Source organism: Lysobacter sp. TY2-98 (assembly GCF_003367355.1).
In the GTDB taxonomy this organism is placed as follows: domain Bacteria; phylum Pseudomonadota; class Gammaproteobacteria; order Xanthomonadales; family Xanthomonadaceae; genus Cognatilysobacter.
Genome location: NZ_CP031413.1, coordinates 1,971,647 through 1,988,623 on the forward strand (window position 1 = coordinate 1,971,647; position 16,977 = coordinate 1,988,623).

The following is a 16,977-nucleotide window of genomic DNA, read 5'->3' on the forward strand; positions in this document are numbered from 1 at the left end:
ATTTTACGCCTGCCGTCGAGCGGCCCGTTCAGCCGTCGGGCGTGATGTCGACCATCAGCCAGAAGCCGTCGTCGTCATCGGGTTGCCGCGGCAGTGCTTCGAGGCGTGTGGGCACCGGCCAGCCCGCCGTGCGCACGTGCTGCATGACGGCTTCGCGGACCGCGCGATTGAGCGCGACGAGCCGCTCGGCCTGCGCGCTGCAGCCCGGGAAGTCGGGCAGCGTGGCGTGATAGTGGCGCTCGGCGTCGCGCCGGACGAACGCGAAGTAACCGCGATTCAAGCGGGCACCCGGGCGTCCGCGCCCTCCATCTGCGTGTACATCCCCATACCGTCCGCCCCCCGGCCGTGATCGGTTCGGATCGACTATACGCCCGCCGGTCGGCGCGTCACCGGCGCGGCGTCGCGGACGTGCGGCCCGTCGCATTCGTAAAGGCCGCTTGAGGTGGAAGACGCCGTTTCGGCCCGGGCCGGCCGCGCGGAACGGCCGCCTACAATGAGCCCATGGCGACTCTCTTCATCTCCGACCTGCACCTCGACGCCGAGCGTCCGCAGGTCACGGACCTGTTCCTGCGCTTCCTGCGCGATGAAGCACGCGGCGCATCGGCGCTGTACATCCTCGGCGACCTGTTCGAGGCGTGGGTGGGCGATGACGATCCGTCGGAAACGGGCGCTGCCGTCGCGCGCGGCGTGCGTGAACTGGTCGACAGCGGAACGCCAACGCATTTCATCCGCGGCAATCGCGACTTCCTGCTGGGTAGCGAGTACGCGCGACGCGCCGGCATGACGATCCTGCAGGATCCGTCGGTGGTGATGCTGGACGGCCGTCCCGCACTGATCCTGCATGGCGATCTGCTCTGCACGGCGGACACCGGCTACATGGCGTTTCGCGCGCAGACGCGCGATCCCAAATGGCAGGCGCAGTTCCTGTCGCAGCCGTTGGCCGCGCGCATCGCTTTCGCGCAGCACGCCCGCGCGCAAAGCCGCGATGCACAGGCCGCGCTGAAGAGCGCCGGCACGATGGAAACGATTACCGACGTCGCGCCGTCGACCGTGAACGAATACTTCGTGCGCTACGGCGTCGACCTGATGATTCATGGCCACACGCATCGCCCGGCCATCCATCCGCTGGACGTGGGCGGTCGCGCGCGTCGTCGCGTCGTGCTCGGCGACTGGTACGACCACGGTTCGGTATTGCGCGTCGACGGCGATCGCGTGGAGCTGCAGGGCTTGGCGTGAAGCGGCGCGCTCGCGCGGACGTCAGTTCGCCAGCGTCTCCAGTGACGCGAGTTCCCCGGCGTCGAACCCGGCTTCCAATCGCGCCTCGCGATTGAACGGGCCGTAGAGCACGGCGCGGGCGTATTCGGCGAGCAGCGCCTTGAACGTCGCCTGCGGTTCGATGCCGCGTTGCGCGCAGTGCCAGCGGAACCAGCGACTGCCCGCAGCGACGTGCCCGACTTCCTCGCGCAGGATCACCTCGAGGATGTCGGCGGTGGCATCGTCGCCGCGGGCGCGCAGTTTCACGATCATTCCCGGCGTGACGTCCAGGCCACGCGCCTCGAGCACGCGCGGTACCAGTGCCATCCGCGCGAGGCCGTCGTGCGCCGTCTTCTCGGCCATTTCCCACAGGCCGTTGTGCGCGTCGAAATCGCCGTAGTCAAAACCGAGCTCACGCAGACGGCCGCGCAGCATCATGAAGTGGCGCGCTTCATCGTTCGCGACCGACGCCCAGTCGACATAGAACTGCGCCGGCATGCCGCGGTAGCGATACACCGCGTCCCAGGCCAGATCGATCGCATTGAATTCGATGTGCGCGATGGCGTGCACGAACGCGGCGAGGCCTTCGGTGGTGCCGAAGCCGCGCTTGGGCAGGTCGCGTGCATGCACGAGTCGCGGACGCGCGGGTCGGCCCGGCATACCGATCGGTTCAGGTGCATCGGCGTCATCGCGCGGCGTGAGTTCGCCGCGCGAGAAACATGCGAACACGTCGAACGTGCGCTCGACTTTGGATTCGGGGGTGGCCGCACGCAGGCACTCCCGCGCAGCAGCGTGCAGATCGCCGCGCATCACGCGACCGTGTCGTCGTCCCCGTCGACCGGACCCGCGGCGCGCGAGCACTCCCAGCCGTCGGGATAGCCGCCGAACGATTCCGCAAGCACCGTGAGTTCCTGCTCGAGCCGGGTGATATCGGCGTGCTTCGGCGCCATGTGGCGGCGCGCGACGACCTGCCAGATGCCTTCGTCGTCCACTTCCGGGGTGAACACCACGACCTCGGGCAGCGCATTCGCGCCCTCGACGAACGCCTTCGCCGCCGCCTCGTCGCCGAACACGAGCAGGAAATCGACATCGCGCGGAAGGGTTAGGTCGTCACCGTCCTCGAGCATCGCGCGCAGAACCTGGCCGTTCTCGTCGTCCGGCAGCATCGCGAATTGCAGCGACTTCATATCAGGCGACCTTGCGCGCCTGCTTGGCGGCATCCGAACGCAGTTGCTTGATGCGTTCGAAATAGCCGGGCTCGACGCCCGTCACGTAGTCGCCATTGAAGCAGGACGAATCGAAGGCTTCGATGCGGTGCTTCGGGCCCGACACGGCCTCTTCCAGGTCTGCGAGATCCTGGTAGATCAGCCAGTCACACCCGAGCAGCTCCTGTACCTCATCGTCGGTGCGATCGTGCGCGACCAGTTCGTCGGCCGAAGGCATGTCGATGCCGTAGATGTTCGGATACCGCACCGGCGGCGCCGCGGAGGCGAGATAGACCTTGTTGGCACCCGCATCGCGCGCCATCTGCACGATCTGCTTGGACGTGGTGCCGCGCACGATCGAATCGTCGACCAGCAGCACGTTGCGGTTGCGGAACTCGAGCGGAATCGGATTGAGCTTGCGACGCACCGACTTCGCGCGTTCGCCCTGCCCCGGCATGATGAAGGTGCGGCCGACGTAGCGGTTCTTGATGAAGCCCTCGCGGTACTTCACGCCGAGCACGTTGGCGATTTCCAGCGCCGCATCGCGAGACGTATCCGGGATCGGGATGACGACGTCGATGTCGTGGTCCGGCCGCAGGCGCAGGATCTTCTCGCCGAGCTTCTGGCCCATGCGCATGCGCGCCTTGTGCACCGACACGTCGTCCATCATCGAGTCGGGACGCGCGAAGTAGACGTATTCGAAGATGCATGGCGTCGGCTCGCGCTCACCGGCGCACAGGCGCGTGTGCAGCGTGCCGTCGGCGGTGACGACCACACCCTCGCCCGGGCGCACGTCGCGCAGGCGCTCGTAGCCGAGCAGGTCGAGCGCGACGGATTCGGACGCGATCGCGTATTCGTCGCGACCATCACGTACGCGCTTGCCCAGCACCAGAGGGCGGATGCCGTGCGGATCGCGGAACGCGACGAGGCCAAAGCCCAGCACCGTCGCGACCACCGCATAGCCGCCGACGCAACGACGATGCACGCCCTCGATCGCCTTGAAGATCGATTCCGGGGACAGCACGCCCTGCACGTCCAGCTCGTGCGCGAACACGTTGAGCAGCACTTCCGAATCGGACTCGGTGTTGACGTTGCGCTTGTCCTGCTCGAACACCTCGCGGCGCAGCGCATCGGTGTTGATGAGGTTGCCGTTGTGCGCGAGCGCGATGCCGTAGGGCGAGTTCACGTAGAACGGCTGCGCTTCGTCGCAGCCCGCGCTGCCGGCGGTCGGGTAGCGGCAGTGGCCGATGCCGAAATGGCCTTGCAGCAGCTGCATCGCCGCTTCGTCGAATACATCGCTGACGAGGCCGTTGCCCTTGTGCACGCGGATCTTGGAGCCGCTCGCGGTGGCGATGCCCGCGGCGTCCTGCCCGCGGTGCTGGAGCACGGTCAGCCCGTCGTAGAGCTGGCCGGCGACGTCGCTGTGGCCGACGATTCCGATGATGCCGCACATGGTTCGATGTCCTGCAGAAAAATCAGGCGGGGAGCTGCGGAAGTGGGGGCAGCGCGGGAAGATTTCGAGCGGGCGTAACGCCGTCGAGGTCGAGGTGGGCACGCACGCCGACCGGAAGCCAGGTCGACAGCCAGAGTGCGCCCGGCTTGAACACCGGCACGAGCGCCGAGGCCTGCCACGGCCGCTGGCGCGGCACGGGCGTGAAACCGAGCAGCAGCACGACCGCGCAGGCCATCGCGACGCCACGCAGGCCCCCGAGTGCGAGCCCGAGCATGCGATCGACGCCGTCGAGTCCCGCCGCCTTGAGCGCACGTCGCATCAGGTAGGCGATGACGGCGACGACGAGCGACGTCGCGACGAAACACAGCGCATAGCCCATCAACATCTGCACGGGCGACGCGTTCGGGCCGCCCGCGATCATGTGCGCCGCGCCGCCGCCGAACAGCAGCGCCGCGCTACCGCCCAGCAGCCACGCCGCGAACGACGCGACCACGCCGACGAAGCCGCGCATCAGGCCCGTCAGCGCGGAGACGCCGAGGATCGCGATCAGCAGCCAGTCGATCGGGCTCATCGTCGCCTAGGGATGCGGACGGACGATGCCGTTTACGCCGAGCTTGGCCGCCACCTGCGTGCGCAGCGTGTCGGCCGCCGCGCGATCCGGCACCGGGCCGACGCGCACGCGACTGAGATCGCCACGATCGGTGTGGACCTGTTCGACGAACGCAGCGAAACCGGCGGCGCGCGCGCGATCACGCAGGTGCGTGGCTTCGTTCGCGTCGGCGAACGCGCCCAGCTGCACGGCGAAGCCGACGTTCGATGCAGCCGGTGCGGCGGATGCGGTCGTTGGCGCTGGCGGTGCGGGCGGCGTCGCGGGCTTGGCGGGCGCGCTCGCGGCAGTTGCCGGGCGTTGCGTGCCTGCGGTGACAGTGGTGGTGGTTGACGCTGCGGGCTTCGGCACCGTCGCGACCGGGCCGGTCGGCGTCGAAGGCAGCGGCGCGACCGCAACGGCCGGCGCTGTGGGCGCCGCGGTCGTGCTCGCCGCGGGCTTGGCCGGCGTCGAGGCGTCGGCGTCGAGTACGACCACCTTGGCGTTGACATCGCTGCGCACGCGCCCCGCGGCAAGACGCGCGGCCTCGGCGTCGGCGGACGTGGCGAACGGGCCGATGCGCACGCGATGCACAGTGCGGACGCCGAGTGGCGCGGGTTCCTGGTACGCCGGCAGATGCGCGGCGGCGAGCGCTGCGATCACGCGTCCCGCATCCGACGGCGTCGCATAGCTGCCGAAATTCACCGCGTAATTGCCGGCGGCGGTGGTCGGGGTGGTCGGAACCGCAGGCGCGGGCGCGCTCGTCGCGGCGGCCGTGGTCGACGCCTCGACCGGCGCGGACAGCACCGGCTTGCCGGTCGGTTCCGGCGCGAGCGGCAGATCGAGCGTGCGGGTGTCACCCGCGGACGCTTCGGGCGCCGGCGGCACCTTGAGCGGAACGCGCGACGCGCCGCTGTCGGGCGCGGGATCCATCACAAGGAGGGGGAGGAAGACCACGGCCAGGGCAACAAGCACCGCCGCGCCGAGCAGCCGCTGTTTCAGGGCAGGTTCCATCGCGTCCGCATGCGGCGGGGGCGGCCCGCCTTGTCGCGGCGAATTATACCCGCCGGGTCGAATCGCCCCGCCCGGCGTGTTCCGCGTTCAGCGGCCGGTCGCTCCCAGCGCGTGCAGCGCGTCGGCGGCGGTGTGGAACGAGCCGAAGATCAACACGCGATCGCCCGCCTGCGCGTCGATGCCAGCAATCGCGCGGGCGACGTCGGGCCAGCGCGTGGCGACGGAAGCGGCGGTACCCGCCAGGCGGTCGGCGAAGGCGTCGACCTCCAGTGCTCGCGGCCCATGCCCCGGCAGGCCCGCGACGTGCCAAATGTCGACCGACGCCGCCACGGCACCGACCACGCCTGCCACGTCCTTGTCCCCGAGCGCGGCGAACAGCGCGATCGTGCGGCCGCGGACCGGCGTGCGAGCCAGCCACGTGGCGAGCTCACGCGCCGCCTGCGGGTTGTGCGCGACGTCGACGACGTAGTCGACGCCACCCCGTTCGATGCGTTGCAGCCGCGCGGTGATGCGCGCTCCGGCGACGCCTTCGGCGATCGCACGTGCGTCGATGTCGAGCGGACTCGAGCGCAGCGCGGCGATCGCGACCGCTGCATTGCGCAGCTGGGACGGAGCCGCCAGCGCGGGGCGCGGCAGGTCGTACTGCTCGCCGACCGCGCGCCATCGCCACGTGTCGGCGTCGTGCTGCGGGTCGAAGAAGAAGTCACAGCCGATCCGCAGCGCCGTCGCACCGATCGCGTAGGCATGCCGCAGCACGCTCGATGGCGGATCGTCGTCGCCGAGGATCAGCGGCGTCCACGCACGCGCGATGCCGGCCTTCTCGAAGCCGATCGATTCGATATCGGGGCCCAGCCAGTCCGTATGGTCGATGTCGACGGTGGTGATCACCGCGACATCGGCGTCGACGAGATTCGTCGCGTCGAGCCGGCCGCCGAGGCCGACCTCGAGGATCGCCAGATCGAGGTTCGCGCGCTCGAACAGCCATAACGCCGCGAGGGTTCCGACCTCGAAATAGGTCAGCGTCGTCTCGCCGCGCGCGGCTTCGATCGCCTCGAATGCCTCGACGATCGCCGCGTCCCCTGCGTCTTGGCCATCGATGCGGATGCGCTCGTTGTAGCGCAGCAGATGCGGCGAGGTGTACGCGCCGACGCGCAGGCCCTGCGCCCGCGCGATCGCTTCGATGAACGCGACTGTCGAGCCCTTGCCGTTGGTGCCGCCGACGGTGATCACCACCGGTGCAGGCTTCGTCAATCCAAGGCGCGCGTGCACGGCGCGGATGCGGTCGAGGCCGAGATCCACGCTGCGCGGGTGCTGTTGCTCGAGGCGGGCGAGCCAGTGGTCGAGGTCGGACGTCATGCGGAAATTGTAGGCGGCCCGTCACCCGCCATCGTCCCGGCCGGGACAACGACGGGTGCCCGAATCGACCTACAGCGCGCGGTGCACGGCTTCGCCGAACAGTGCGGTGTGGTGGCTGCAGTCATTCAGGCGAACGACGTCCAGATGATCGACGTCCGGGCCTTCGAGGAGGTTCAGCGTGGTCGGTGCCTGGCGGAAGCGCCAGAGGTTCGCGAGCGGCAGGCCGAGCACGCGGCACAGCAGCACGCGGTTCACCGCGTCGTGCGCGACGATCAGCAGCGTGTCGTCCGCATCGAGGCCTTCGCAGGCGCGCGCGAACGCGGGCCACGCGCGATCGAGCACGTGCTGCAGCGATTCGCCGCCGGGCATCAGCACGTCATGCGGCGTGTCGCGCCATGCGGTCAGGCGTTCGCCGTCGCGGTCGCGGATTTCGGCGGCGAGCAGGCCCTCCCACTCGCCGTGCGCGATCTCCATGAGGCCCGCGTCGGTGCCGAGCATCGGCGCGCGATCGCCGAGTGCGATTTCCGCGGTGCGACGCGCGCGCGTGAGCGGCGACGCGATGGCGCGCGTGATCGGCACGTCGTGCAGGCGCTGCGCGAGTGCGCGCGCCTGCCCTTCGCCGACCGACGACAGCGGAATGTCGACCTGTCCCTGGTAGCGACCTTCTGCGTTCCACGGCGTTTCGCCATGACGGGCGAGGATGATCTTCATGGGATGTCGTCCTGCCGCGGTCAGATCTGCTGGATCGACAGCACGCCCGGCGTCGCACGCAACGCGCCGAGCTGGGCGTCGTCGATTTCGCGATCGATGGTGATCGCGGCGCGCGCATAGCCGTCGCCCGCGGCACCGAGTGCGAAATTGATGATGTTGATGCCGGCCGCGCCGAGCTGCGACCCCACCGTGCCGACCATGCCGGGGCGGTCCTCGTTGCGCATGAGCAGCACGTGCGCGAGCGGGTCGAATTCGATTTCAACGCCGTCGAGCGCCACCACGCGGGGTGCGCGGTGCAGCGTCGCATCGATCTCGCGTCGCACGGCACGATCCCCGTTGTCGCCCTCGATCGTGAGTCGCACGAGACGGTCGTAGCCATCACCTTCGCCGCCGATCGTTTCCGACACTTCGAGCCCGCGCGCTGCGGCTTCCTGCAGCGCATTGACCGGCGTCACGCGTCCTGAAGCTGCACCGAGGAGTGATGCGACGAGCAGGCGCGTCAGCGGCCGCGTATCGAGTCCGTCGGTGCGGCCCGCGTAACGGATCTGCAGGCGCGTCGGCGCGGGGACGAGACGCGACGCGACGCGACCGAGCGCCGTCATCAGCGGCATCCATGGCCCAACTTCGCGTGCGGCTTCCGCGGTGAGTGGCGGCAGGTTGACGCAGCCGGCGACGGCACCGGTCGCGACGAAATCGATGATCTGGCGCGCGAGGATCGTGCTCACGGCCTGCTGCGCTTCACTGGTCGACGCGCCGAGATGCGGCGTCAGCACCAGGTTCGGATGCGCACGCAGCGACGAATCGGACGCGAGCGGCTCGGTCACGAACGTGTCGAGGGCCGCGCCGGCGAGGTGGCCCTCGTCGAGCAGGCGCAGCAACGCCGCTTCGTCGACGAGACCCCCGCGCGCCGCGTTGATCAGCATCGCGCCCGGCTTCATCGCGCGCATGCGCGCTTCCGACAGCAGGTTGGTCGTTTCCTTGGTGCGCGGGATGTGCAGCGTGATGATGTCGGCCCAGGCGAGCAGGTCGTCGAGCGCCATCAGCGGCACGCTGCCCTTGCCGGCCGCGGACGCCGGGAGGAACGGGTCGTACGCCGCGACCTCCATGCCGATGCCGCGTGCCTTGCGCGCGACCGTGCTGCCGATGCGCCCGAGGCCGATCACGCCGAGCCGCTTGCCTTCGAGTTCGAAGCCGGTGAGCCCCGCCTTCGGCCACTCGCCGGCCTTCATGCCGGCATCAGCGCGCGGGATGTGACGCGCGAGCGCGAACAGCAATGCGATCGCGTGCTCCGCCGCGGCGAGCGTGTTGCCGTCGGGCGCATTCATTACCGCGATGCCGCGTGCGGTGGCGGCGTCGACGTCGATCGTGTCGACGCCCGCGCCGGCACGGCCGATCACCTTCAGCTTCGACGCCTGCGCCAGGGCGTCGGCCGGCACTTTCGTGGCCGATCGCACGAGCACTGCATCGACGTCGGCCAACGCCAGCGCGAGCGTGTCGGTGTCCTTGATCGGTTCGGGGGCGACGAGAACGTCCCAGCCCGCATTGCGGAACAGGGTCAGGCCGTCGTCATGGATTCCATCGCATGCCAGCACTCGCATCGTCGTCGCGCTCCGTGTGTAGGGGATGCGCGGATGTCCTGCCAGCCGGCCGTCGGTTGCGTGAAACGCGCGACGGTAATGCGGTCCTGCGGTGCCACGTGCATGCAGCGCATGCGATCTTGCGGTCGGGAGACGGGGCCGGCTGGCATGGGAATCCGCGACGCGTTGGAGCCTAGCAGACGCCTCGTTATCGACAAGCGCTGGCCGACCGGCGGCATCGGCGCGATGATCGGACCTCGACTTCCACGGAGACCGCCATGCCCGTCGCCCACGGACGCTTCGACGTCAAACGCGCCCCGCAGGGCATGCTGGATCTGGGTGGCGACGCGCAGGCCATGCACCTGCGCTTCGACAAGACGTTCGAGGGCCCACTGCGGGCAACCAGCGTCGTGCACATGGTGGCGGTGGGAACGGCGGTCGAAGGTTCGGCCGGTTATGTGGCGGTCGAACGCGTCGACGGCACGCTCGACGGCCGCAGCGGCGCGTTCTCGATGATGCATGTCGGCGTGATGGATCGCGGGCAGCCGTCACTGCGTGTGGAGGTGGTGCCGGATTCCGGTATGGGCGAGCTCGCCGGTCTGCGCGGTTCCATGAAGATCGACATCACCAACGGCGAGCACGCCTACACGCTCGACTACACGCTGCCTACCGCCTGACCCGCTCACGTGACGCAATGAAAAAGGCCGGCGATTTCGCCGGCCTTTTCGCGTCCGAAGCCGTCACTTCTTCTCGGGAACGTTGAGCTCCTGCAACAGCTGCGGCGCCGGGTAGACCTCCTGCATGATCCAGCGCATGTAGCGCTGGTCGACCGAAATCATGCGCGTCATCGCGGGATCGAACACCCAGTTGCTGCTGACCGACTCCCAGTTGCCGTCGAACGCAAGACCGACGAGCTTGCCCTGCGCGTCCAGCACCGGTGAGCCCGAATTGCCGCCGGTGATGTCGAGGTCGGACAGGAAGTTCACCGGCACCGTGCCGAGGCGCCGATCGGCGAGCCCCCCGTAGTTCTTCGCGCGGATCGCATCAAGTTCCACCTGCGGCGCGTCGAACGGCTCCTTGCCCGTCGCCTTCTCCGCGACCTGCTCCAGCGTGGTGAACGAGGGCTGCTTGGCGCGGTCAGGCTTCGTGTAGCCCGTCACGTGGCCATAGGTGATGCGCAGCGACGAGTTGGCATCCGGATACACCGCCTGCCCGTGCGACTTGCGGTAGTCGGCAATCGCCTGCAGCACGGCCGGACGAGCGACCAACGAATCGCCCGCGCGCGTCTTGGCTTCTTCTTCCAGACGCAGCACGTCCGGCATCACCGCCACGGCGAACTGGATCGCCGGATCCTTCGACTTCTCCAGCGACGCGCGATCGGCCGACAGCAGCGCGACGCGTGCCTGCGTGTCGCCGAGGCGCGTCTTGGCGAGGCGGTCGAGCGCTTTGTCGACCGCCTTGGCATCCGTCCCGCCCAACCACTTGTCGAGCGAGGCGATGTGTTCCGCCGCCGGCAACTTCGCGTATTCGCGCAGCCAGTAGCCGATGAGCTCACGGTCCATCTGCGGCTGGTAACGACGCTCCATCTGCCGCAGCGCACCTTCCAGCGACGGCATGTCGCGCTGCATGTAGCCGGCTTCGCGATCGTTGTCGGGCTTCTCGCGTTCGATCGACGTGCGATAGATCTGCATCGCCGCGCCGAGGACGCCCGTGCTGCGCAGCTGGCCGAAGGCAATGTCGCGCTCGCGATGGGCACGCGCTTCCTCGCCGAGCTGCTCCAGACGCTCGTACGCGGCGAGACCCGCTTCGCCGCGCGCGCCCTGGCCGCGCAGCCATGCGAGCACCGCTTCGTCCTCGCGATGCTTGCGCGTGCCGGCGTCGATGCGGCGGAAGCCTTCGAGCTGGCCGTCGTAATTCTTCAGCGTGTTCTGCCAGCCGCGCACCGTCGCCGCGTACTTCACGGCGATATCCGGATTGCGGCGACCGGCGTTCTCCACCAGCGCGACGAGGTTCTTGTAGTGACGGCTGACGGTCGGATACGTCCAGTTCGACGTCGCATCGAATTCGCTCGCGAGCGCGTAGCGGCTGGTGCTGCCGGGATACCCCGCCACCATCACGAAGTCGCCCTCGCCCAGCGGCTTGTCGGCGATCTTCAGGAAATGCTTCGGCGTATACGGCACGTTGTCGGGCGAGTACGCGGCCGGACGACCGTCCTTGCCGACGTAAGCGCGATAGAACGAGAAATCGCCGGTGTGGCGCGGCCACATCCAGTTGTCGACCTCGCCACCGTAGTTGCCGACGCTGCGTGGCGGCGCGTAGACGAGGCGGACGTCCTTGATCTCGAGATTCTTGAACAGGCGATACGTGTTGCCGCCGCTGAAGCTGTACAGGCGGCAGCGGTACCCGGTCGGCGCTTCGCAGTCGGCGACAAGCTTCTTCTCGATCGCATCGAGCGCCTTCGTCCGGCCCAGCGCATCCGGCGCATCGGCGATCGCTGCCTTCACCGTCTTGGTCACGTCCTGTATCGAATCGAGCGCGTAGATGCGTGCGTTCGGGCCGGCGGAGAGTTCCTCGCCCGGCGTCGTCGCGTTGAAGCCGGTTTCGATGAGGTTCTTCTGGGCTGAGGAATTCAGCTGGATCGCGCCGTAGGCGCAGTGATGATTGGTGACGACGAGACCCTTCGGCGAGACGAAGCTCGCCGTGCAGCCACCGAGCGACACCACCGACGCCATCGGATCGCCCGTCAGATCCGCGAGCTGGCGCGCGTCGAGCTTCAGGCCCACCTTCTTCAGCTGCGCGGAGATTTCCGGCAATTGCTGCGGCACCCACATGCCTTCGACCGCGACCGCGCTCGTGGAAATGGCCGCGAGCGCGGCGAACGTGGCGAGGGCGAGGCGGTGCATGCGCATGAAGAAAACTCCGTTGATGCGTGTGGGCGGTCGAGTCTAGCCAATGCGTGCGCTGCAACACGCAGGACGCGTGTCACAGCGCGCGATGTTCATTCCGCGGGCAGGCCCATTTCCGCGAGGAGCTGCGGCGCCGGATACACCTTCGCCATCAGCCAGCGCATGTAACGCATGTCGACATGAATGGCGCGCTTGTAACGCGGGTCGTACATCCAGCTCGCACTCACCGCTTCCCAGTTGCTGTCGAAGTTCAGCGCGATGAGCTTGCCATCCGCGTCGAGCACCGGTGATCCCGAATTGCCGCCAGTTGTGTCGAGATCGGTCAGGATGTCGACGGTCTGCGTGTTCAGCTTGGGATCGGCGGTGCTGCCGAAATCGCCCTTGGCGATCGCGTCGCGGAGCGGCTTCGGCGCATCGAATGGCTTCACGCCGGTGTGCTTTTCGGTGATGCCGGCCACCGTCGTCACCGGGACGTAGTGCACGCCGTCGCGCGGATCCATGCCACGCAGGTTGCCGTAGCTGACGCGCAGCGTGGAGTTCGCGTCCGGATACACCGCACGGCCCTGCGACTTCCGGTACGCGATCAGCGCCTTCATGTACGACGGCCGCAGACGCAGCAGCTCGCCATCGCGCACCTTCGCCTCGTCCTCGATGCGCAGGAGCGCGGGCTGCAGCGTTGCCGCGGCGCGCAGGAGCGGATCGGGGTCGGTGGACAGCGACGCCGCGTCGCTCGACATCGCGGCCAGGCGTGTCGCCTCGTCGCCGAGCTTGGTGCCGGCGTAGAGGGCGTCGAGGCGCGTACGCAGCTCGTCCGGTGTACGACCGAATACCGCATCGACTTCAGTGACGTGCTGCGCCGCCGGCAGCGTCTGGTACTGCGACACAAGATACGTCAGCACCGCCTTCTCGACCGCCGGATCGAATCGACGCTGCACCTGCTTCATCTGCCCGGTAATCAGCGCTTCGTCGCGCTGCTGATAGCCGAGTTCACGTTGCGCGTCCGGCTTGGCGCGTTCGTGTGCGAGACGCTGCAGCGTGATGGCAGCGCGCATCAGCTGCGTCTGCGACCGGATCATGCCGAGCAGCTGGTCGCGGTCGCGCACGGTGGCGGCCTGGTCGAGCAGCGCCTGCACCGCGGCGATGTCGGCGCGCGTCGCCTTCGCGGAAGGCTGCTTCGCCAGCCACGCGAGCATCTGCGCTTCGTCGTTCTTGCGCACGGTGGCCGCATCGCTGCGACGCAGGCCATCCAGTTCGCCCTGCGCGCGCTTCAGCGTGTTCTTCAGGCTCTGCACCTGCGAGGCGTAGAGCACCTTCGCCTCGGGTGTCGCGGCGGATTTGTCGATCGTGTCGATGACGCCCTGGCTCAGCGCGACGCGCGTCGGCAGCTGCCAGCCGATCTGCTGCACGAATTCGCTGGCCATGCGATGGCGGTAAGTGATGCCTGGATAGCCCGCGAGCATCGCAAAGTCGCCCTCGCCGACGTTACGCGTCGACACCTGCAGATGCGCCGGCGGGTTGTAGGGCACGTTGTCCGCGCTGTAGTCGGCCGGCTTGCCGTCGCGACCGACATAGGCGCGCAGCACGGTGAAGTCGCCGGAGTGACGCGGCCACACGAAGTTGTCGACCTCGTCGCCGTAGTTGCCGATGGAATCCGGCGGCGCGTAGACGAGGCGGATATCGCGCAGCTCGAGCTGGCGGATCAGGTAGAAGTCGGTGCCGTAGTACATGTTGGCGACGCTGCAGCGGATGCCCGCCTCGCGCTCGCAGTCGGCGATCGCGGCCTTCGTCGCGGCGTCGACAGCGTCGTAGTACGCACGGCCGCTCTTGCCCTTCGCGCCGGCGAGGATGCGGTCGGTGATGCGATCGAAACCGGTGGTCACCAGCACACGGTAGTCCGGCGCGGCGGGCAGTTCCTCGGCGCGGGTCTTGGCGACGTAGCCGTTGCCGATCAGGTCGCGATCGGCTCGACTGTTGTACTGGATGACCGGGAACGCGACGTGGTGGTTGGTCAGCACCAGACCGTCCTTCGACACGAACGCGCCGGTCGCACCGCCCACCTTCACCACGGCACTGAGCGGCGGACGCGTGAGGTCGGCGAGCGCGGCGGGGTCGCCTTCGAAGCCGGCGGCCTTCAGCTGCGGTGCGAGGTCGGGAAGTTGTGACGGCATCCACATGCCTTCCGACGCGACGGCCGGGGCGATGGACAGGGACAGGGCGGTAGCGAGCAGACGGCGGCGCATGGTGGTTCCCTTCGATCGGCCGCCGACCATAGCGGCAGCGACGCGGGCGCGGCAATCCGGCAAGGCCTTCAGGCGGGCGTCCGTATAATTCGCGCTCCATCGCGCACCGCGCGTCGCAGGCCTTCCGCAATGTCCGAGACCGCCACCCTCTCCCCCACCGCGCCGACGATGCGCGCCCTCGTGAAGCGCGAAGCCGCCAAGGGCATCTGGATGGAGGAGGTGCCGGTGCCGGTGCCCAGCCCGAACGAGGTGCTGATCAAGTTGGAGAAGACCGCGATCTGCGGCACCGACCTGCACATCTACATGTGGGACGAGTGGAGCCAGCGCACGATCAAGCCGGGCCTGGTGATCGGTCATGAATTCGTCGGCCGCATCGCGGCGCTCGGCACCGGCGTGACGGGCTACAGCGTCGGCCAGCGCGTGTCGGCCGAAGGCCACATCGTCTGCGGCCACTGCCGCAACTGCCGCGCGGGCAAGCAGCACCTCTGCCCCAACACGGTCGGCATCGGCGTGAACCGCAACGGCGCGTTCGCGGAATACATCGTGATGCCGGCTTCGAACCTGTGGCCGATCCCGGACCAGATCCCGAGCGAGCTGGCCGCGTTCTTCGATCCTTACGGCAACGCCGCGCACTGCGCGCTGGAATTCGACGTCGTCGGCGAAGACGTCCTGATCACCGGCGCAGGCCCGATCGGCATCATCGCCGCGGGCATCTGCAAGCACATCGGCGCCCGCAACGTCGTCGTCACCGACGTCAACGACTACCGCCTGAAGCTCGCCGCGGACATGGGCGCGACGCGCGTGGTCAACGTCGCGAACACCTCGCTCAAGGACGTCATGAAGGACCTCCACATGGAGGGCTTCGACGTCGGCCTCGAGATGAGCGGCAATCCACGCGCGTTCAATGACATGCTCGACTGCATGTACAACGGCGGCAAGATCGCGATGCTCGGCATCATGCCCAAGGGCGCCGGCGCCGACTGGGACAAGATCATCTTCAAGGGGCTCACGCTGCACGGCATCTACGGCCGCCGCATGTACGAGACCTGGTACAAGATGACGCAGCTCGTGCTCAGCGGCTTCCCGCTCGGCAAGGTGCTGACGCATCAGTTGCCCGTCGACCGTTTCCAGGAAGGCTTCGACCTGATGGAAGCCGGCAAGAGCGGCAAGATCGTCCTGAGCTGGAACTGAGGACGCGACGATGGGTTTCGTGCTCATCGTCCTCGTCATCGTGATCGCGGGCTGGGTGTTCCTGGCCCGCAACGGCAGTACTGGCACTGGGACGTCGAGCTCGATGTCCGACGACTACGTGCCGGTGAACGCGTACGACAATCCGTACGACACCAACGAAAACAACGATCGGCCGTTCGAGCCCGATAGCTGCGAAGACACGTCCGACGACTCGTCGTCGAGCGACACGTGCGACAGCGGCGACAGCGCCAGCAGCGACTGATCCCATCGCCCGAGGGCAGGAACCCGCATGTCACTCACCGAACGCTACGAAACCACCCTCGACGAGATCCGCGACGCCGGCCTGTTCAAGTCGGAGCGCATCATCACGTCGCCGCAGTCGGCCGAGATCACGCTCGCCGACGGCCGCACGGTGCTGAACTTCTGCGCGAACAACTACCTCGGTCTCGCCGACCATCCGGACATCATCGCGGAAGCGAAGAAGGCGCTGGACACCCACGGCTTCGGCATGGCCAGCGTCCGCTTCATCTGCGGCACGCAGGACCTGCACAAGGACCTCGAACGGACCATCGCGACGTTCCTCGGCAAGGAGGACACCATCCTCTACGCCGCCTGCTTTGACGCCAACGGCGGCCTGTTCGAGCCGCTGCTCGACGAGAACGACGCGATCATCTCCGACGCGCTCAACCACGCCTCGATCATCGACGGCGTGCGCCTGTGCAAGGCCAAGCGCTACCGCTATGCGAACTGCGACATGGCGGATCTGGAGAAGCAGCTGCAGCAGGCCAAGGCCGATGGCGCGCGCACCATCATGATCACCACCGACGGCGTGTTCTCGATGGACGGCTTCATCGCGCCGCTCGACGAGATCACCGCGCTCGCCGCGAAGTACGGCGCGCTGGTGCACATCGACGAATGCCACGCGACGGGCTTTCTCGGCGCGACCGGCCGCGGCTCGGCCGAGGTGAAGGGCGTGCTCGAGAAGATCGACATCATCACCGGCACGCTCGGCAAGGCGATGGGCGGCGCGCTGGGCGGCTTTACCACCGCGAAGCGGGAAGTCATCGAGCTGTTGCGCCAGCGCTCGCGTCCGTACCTGTTCTCGAACTCGCTGCCGCCGCATGTCGTGGCCGCGGGCATCAAGGCGTTCGAGATGCTCGACGCCGCGGGCGACCTGCGCACGCAGCTGCAGGAGAACACGCGCTATTTCCGCGAGCGCATGACGGCCGCCGGCTTCGACATCAAGCCGGGCGTGCATCCGATCAGCCCGGTCATGCTCTACGACGCGCCGCTCGCGCAGCGCTTCGCCGAGCGCCTGCTCGAGGAAGGCATTTACGCGATCGGGTTCTTCTTCCCGGTGGTGCCGAAGGGCCAGGCGCGCATTCGCACGCAGATCTCGGCGGCGCATACGCGCGAACACCTCGACCGCGCGATCGACGCGTTCACGCGCATCGGTCGCGAGCTGGGCGTCATCAAGGCCTGAC

The 16,977-nt window shown here is 68.2% G+C and carries 16 protein-coding genes; 5 read left to right on the plus strand and 11 right to left on the minus strand.

The window, feature by feature from the left end:
* Positions 1-28: 28 nt before the first annotated feature.
* Positions 29-280: a type II toxin-antitoxin system HicB family antitoxin gene (locus DWG18_RS15290; RefSeq protein ID WP_162823788.1), complete on the minus strand. Its 252-nt coding sequence runs from the start codon at positions 278-280 to the stop codon at positions 29-31.
* A 221-nt stretch (positions 281-501) separates the two neighbouring features.
* Here DWG18_RS15290 and lpxH point away from each other — a divergent pair, with 221 nt between their 5' ends.
* The gene (lpxH, locus tag DWG18_RS09530) at positions 502-1,236 is read left to right on the plus strand and encodes a UDP-2,3-diacylglucosamine diphosphatase (protein WP_115646972.1); all 735 of its coding nucleotides are present in this window, start codon (positions 502-504) and stop codon (positions 1,234-1,236) included.
* Between the two features lie 21 nt (positions 1,237-1,257).
* On the opposite strand, the gene DWG18_RS09535 is transcribed toward lpxH, so the two are convergent.
* The 8 genes from DWG18_RS09535 to serA all read right to left on the minus strand — a co-directional run bounded on the left by DWG18_RS09535 (position 1,258) and on the right by serA (position 9,177).
* Positions 1,258-2,064 (minus strand): ferritin-like domain-containing protein, encoded by an 807-nt coding sequence (locus DWG18_RS09535; protein WP_115646973.1) that lies wholly within the window; start codon positions 2,062-2,064, stop codon positions 1,258-1,260.
* Positions 2,064-2,441 carry a ribonuclease E inhibitor RraB gene (locus tag DWG18_RS09540; protein WP_205289338.1) on the minus strand — a complete coding sequence of 126 codons (378 nt, stop codon included), beginning with the start codon at positions 2,439-2,441 and terminating at the stop codon, positions 2,064-2,066. Before DWG18_RS09540 ends, DWG18_RS09535 begins: the two co-directional genes overlap by 1 nt.
* A 1-nt stretch (position 2,442) precedes the next feature.
* A complete protein-coding gene (gene purF, locus DWG18_RS09545) occupies positions 2,443-3,912 on the minus strand; it encodes an amidophosphoribosyltransferase (RefSeq protein ID WP_115646974.1) in 1,470 nt (489 codons plus the stop codon).
* 22 nt (positions 3,913-3,934) lie between these two features.
* Positions 3,935-4,483 (minus strand): CvpA family protein, encoded by a 549-nt coding sequence (locus DWG18_RS09550; RefSeq protein ID WP_115646975.1) that lies wholly within the window; start codon positions 4,481-4,483, stop codon positions 3,935-3,937.
* Between the two features lie 6 nt (positions 4,484-4,489).
* On the minus strand, positions 4,490-5,512 hold the full coding sequence (locus DWG18_RS09555; protein ID WP_115646976.1) for an SPOR domain-containing protein: 1,023 nt from the start codon (positions 5,510-5,512) through the stop codon (positions 4,490-4,492).
* 87 nt (positions 5,513-5,599) lie between these two features.
* Complete coding sequence (gene folC, locus DWG18_RS09560) at positions 5,600-6,868, minus strand: bifunctional tetrahydrofolate synthase/dihydrofolate synthase (RefSeq protein ID WP_115646977.1); 1,269 nt, start codon at positions 6,866-6,868, stop codon at positions 5,600-5,602.
* Positions 6,869-6,937: 69 nt separating this feature from the next.
* Complete coding sequence (locus DWG18_RS09565) at positions 6,938-7,579, minus strand: histidine phosphatase family protein (protein WP_115646978.1); 642 nt, start codon at positions 7,577-7,579, stop codon at positions 6,938-6,940.
* A gap of 20 nt (positions 7,580-7,599) precedes the next feature.
* The gene (gene serA, locus DWG18_RS09570) at positions 7,600-9,177 is read right to left on the minus strand and encodes a phosphoglycerate dehydrogenase (protein WP_115646979.1); all 1,578 of its coding nucleotides are present in this window, start codon (positions 9,175-9,177) and stop codon (positions 7,600-7,602) included.
* Between the two features lie 257 nt (positions 9,178-9,434).
* Here serA and DWG18_RS09575 point away from each other — a divergent pair, with 257 nt between their 5' ends.
* A complete protein-coding gene (locus DWG18_RS09575) occupies positions 9,435-9,833 on the plus strand; it encodes a DUF3224 domain-containing protein (protein WP_115646980.1) in 399 nt (132 codons plus the stop codon).
* 63 nt (positions 9,834-9,896) lie between these two features.
* Here DWG18_RS09575 and DWG18_RS09580 read toward each other — a convergent pair whose 3' ends face one another.
* Together DWG18_RS09580 and DWG18_RS09585 are read right to left on the minus strand one after the other, a co-directional pair.
* Positions 9,897-12,065 carry a S46 family peptidase gene (locus tag DWG18_RS09580; RefSeq protein WP_115646981.1) on the minus strand — a complete coding sequence of 723 codons (2,169 nt, stop codon included), beginning with the start codon at positions 12,063-12,065 and terminating at the stop codon, positions 9,897-9,899.
* Between the two features lie 89 nt (positions 12,066-12,154).
* The gene (locus DWG18_RS09585; protein ID WP_115648131.1) at positions 12,155-14,302 is read right to left on the minus strand and encodes a S46 family peptidase; all 2,148 of its coding nucleotides are present in this window, start codon (positions 14,300-14,302) and stop codon (positions 12,155-12,157) included.
* 168 nt (positions 14,303-14,470) lie between these two features.
* On the opposite strand from DWG18_RS09585, the gene tdh reads away from it, so the two are divergent.
* The 3 genes from tdh to kbl are packed head-to-tail and all read left to right on the plus strand — an operon-like array spanning position 14,471 to position 16,976.
* Positions 14,471-15,493: an L-threonine 3-dehydrogenase gene (tdh, locus tag DWG18_RS09590; RefSeq protein WP_115648132.1), complete on the plus strand. Its 1,023-nt coding sequence runs from the start codon at positions 14,471-14,473 to the stop codon at positions 15,491-15,493.
* 10 nt (positions 15,494-15,503) lie between these two features.
* Positions 15,504-15,755: a hypothetical protein gene (locus DWG18_RS09595; protein WP_115646982.1), complete on the plus strand. Its 252-nt coding sequence runs from the start codon at positions 15,504-15,506 to the stop codon at positions 15,753-15,755.
* 27 nt (positions 15,756-15,782) lie between these two features.
* Positions 15,783-16,976, plus strand: coding sequence for a glycine C-acetyltransferase (kbl, locus tag DWG18_RS09600; RefSeq protein ID WP_115646983.1), 1,194 nt, complete (start codon positions 15,783-15,785; stop codon positions 16,974-16,976).
* Position 16,977 lies beyond the last annotated feature (1 nt).

Excerpts from the sequence above, each read along its gene's own strand:
- lpxH (WP_115646972.1), top strand. The coding sequence starts at position 502 with ATGGCGACTCTCTTCATCTCCGACCTGCACCTCGACGCCGAGCGTCCG.
- DWG18_RS09535 (WP_115646973.1), bottom strand. The coding sequence starts at position 2,064 with ATGCGCGGCGATCTGCACGCTGCTGCGCGGGAGTGCCTGCGTGCGGCC.
- DWG18_RS09540 (WP_205289338.1), bottom strand. The coding sequence starts at position 2,441 with ATGAAGTCGCTGCAATTCGCGATGCTGCCGGACGACGAGAACGGCCAG.
- purF (WP_115646974.1), bottom strand. The coding sequence starts at position 3,912 with ATGTGCGGCATCATCGGAATCGTCGGCCACAGCGACGTCGCCGGCCAG.
- DWG18_RS09550 (WP_115646975.1), bottom strand. The coding sequence starts at position 4,483 with ATGAGCCCGATCGACTGGCTGCTGATCGCGATCCTCGGCGTCTCCGCG.
- DWG18_RS09555 (WP_115646976.1), bottom strand. The coding sequence starts at position 5,512 with ATGGAACCTGCCCTGAAACAGCGGCTGCTCGGCGCGGCGGTGCTTGTT.
- folC (WP_115646977.1), bottom strand. The coding sequence starts at position 6,868 with ATGACGTCCGACCTCGACCACTGGCTCGCCCGCCTCGAGCAACAGCAC.
- DWG18_RS09565 (WP_115646978.1), bottom strand. The coding sequence starts at position 7,579 with ATGAAGATCATCCTCGCCCGTCATGGCGAAACGCCGTGGAACGCAGAA.
- serA (WP_115646979.1), bottom strand. The coding sequence starts at position 9,177 with ATGCGAGTGCTGGCATGCGATGGAATCCATGACGACGGCCTGACCCTG.
- DWG18_RS09575 (WP_115646980.1), top strand. The coding sequence starts at position 9,435 with ATGCCCGTCGCCCACGGACGCTTCGACGTCAAACGCGCCCCGCAGGGC.
- DWG18_RS09580 (WP_115646981.1), bottom strand. The coding sequence starts at position 12,065 with ATGCGCATGCACCGCCTCGCCCTCGCCACGTTCGCCGCGCTCGCGGCC.
- DWG18_RS09585 (WP_115648131.1), bottom strand. The coding sequence starts at position 14,302 with ATGCGCCGCCGTCTGCTCGCTACCGCCCTGTCCCTGTCCATCGCCCCG.
- tdh (WP_115648132.1), top strand. The coding sequence starts at position 14,471 with ATGCGCGCCCTCGTGAAGCGCGAAGCCGCCAAGGGCATCTGGATGGAG.
- DWG18_RS09595 (WP_115646982.1), top strand. The coding sequence starts at position 15,504 with ATGGGTTTCGTGCTCATCGTCCTCGTCATCGTGATCGCGGGCTGGGTG.
- kbl (WP_115646983.1), top strand. The coding sequence starts at position 15,783 with ATGTCACTCACCGAACGCTACGAAACCACCCTCGACGAGATCCGCGAC.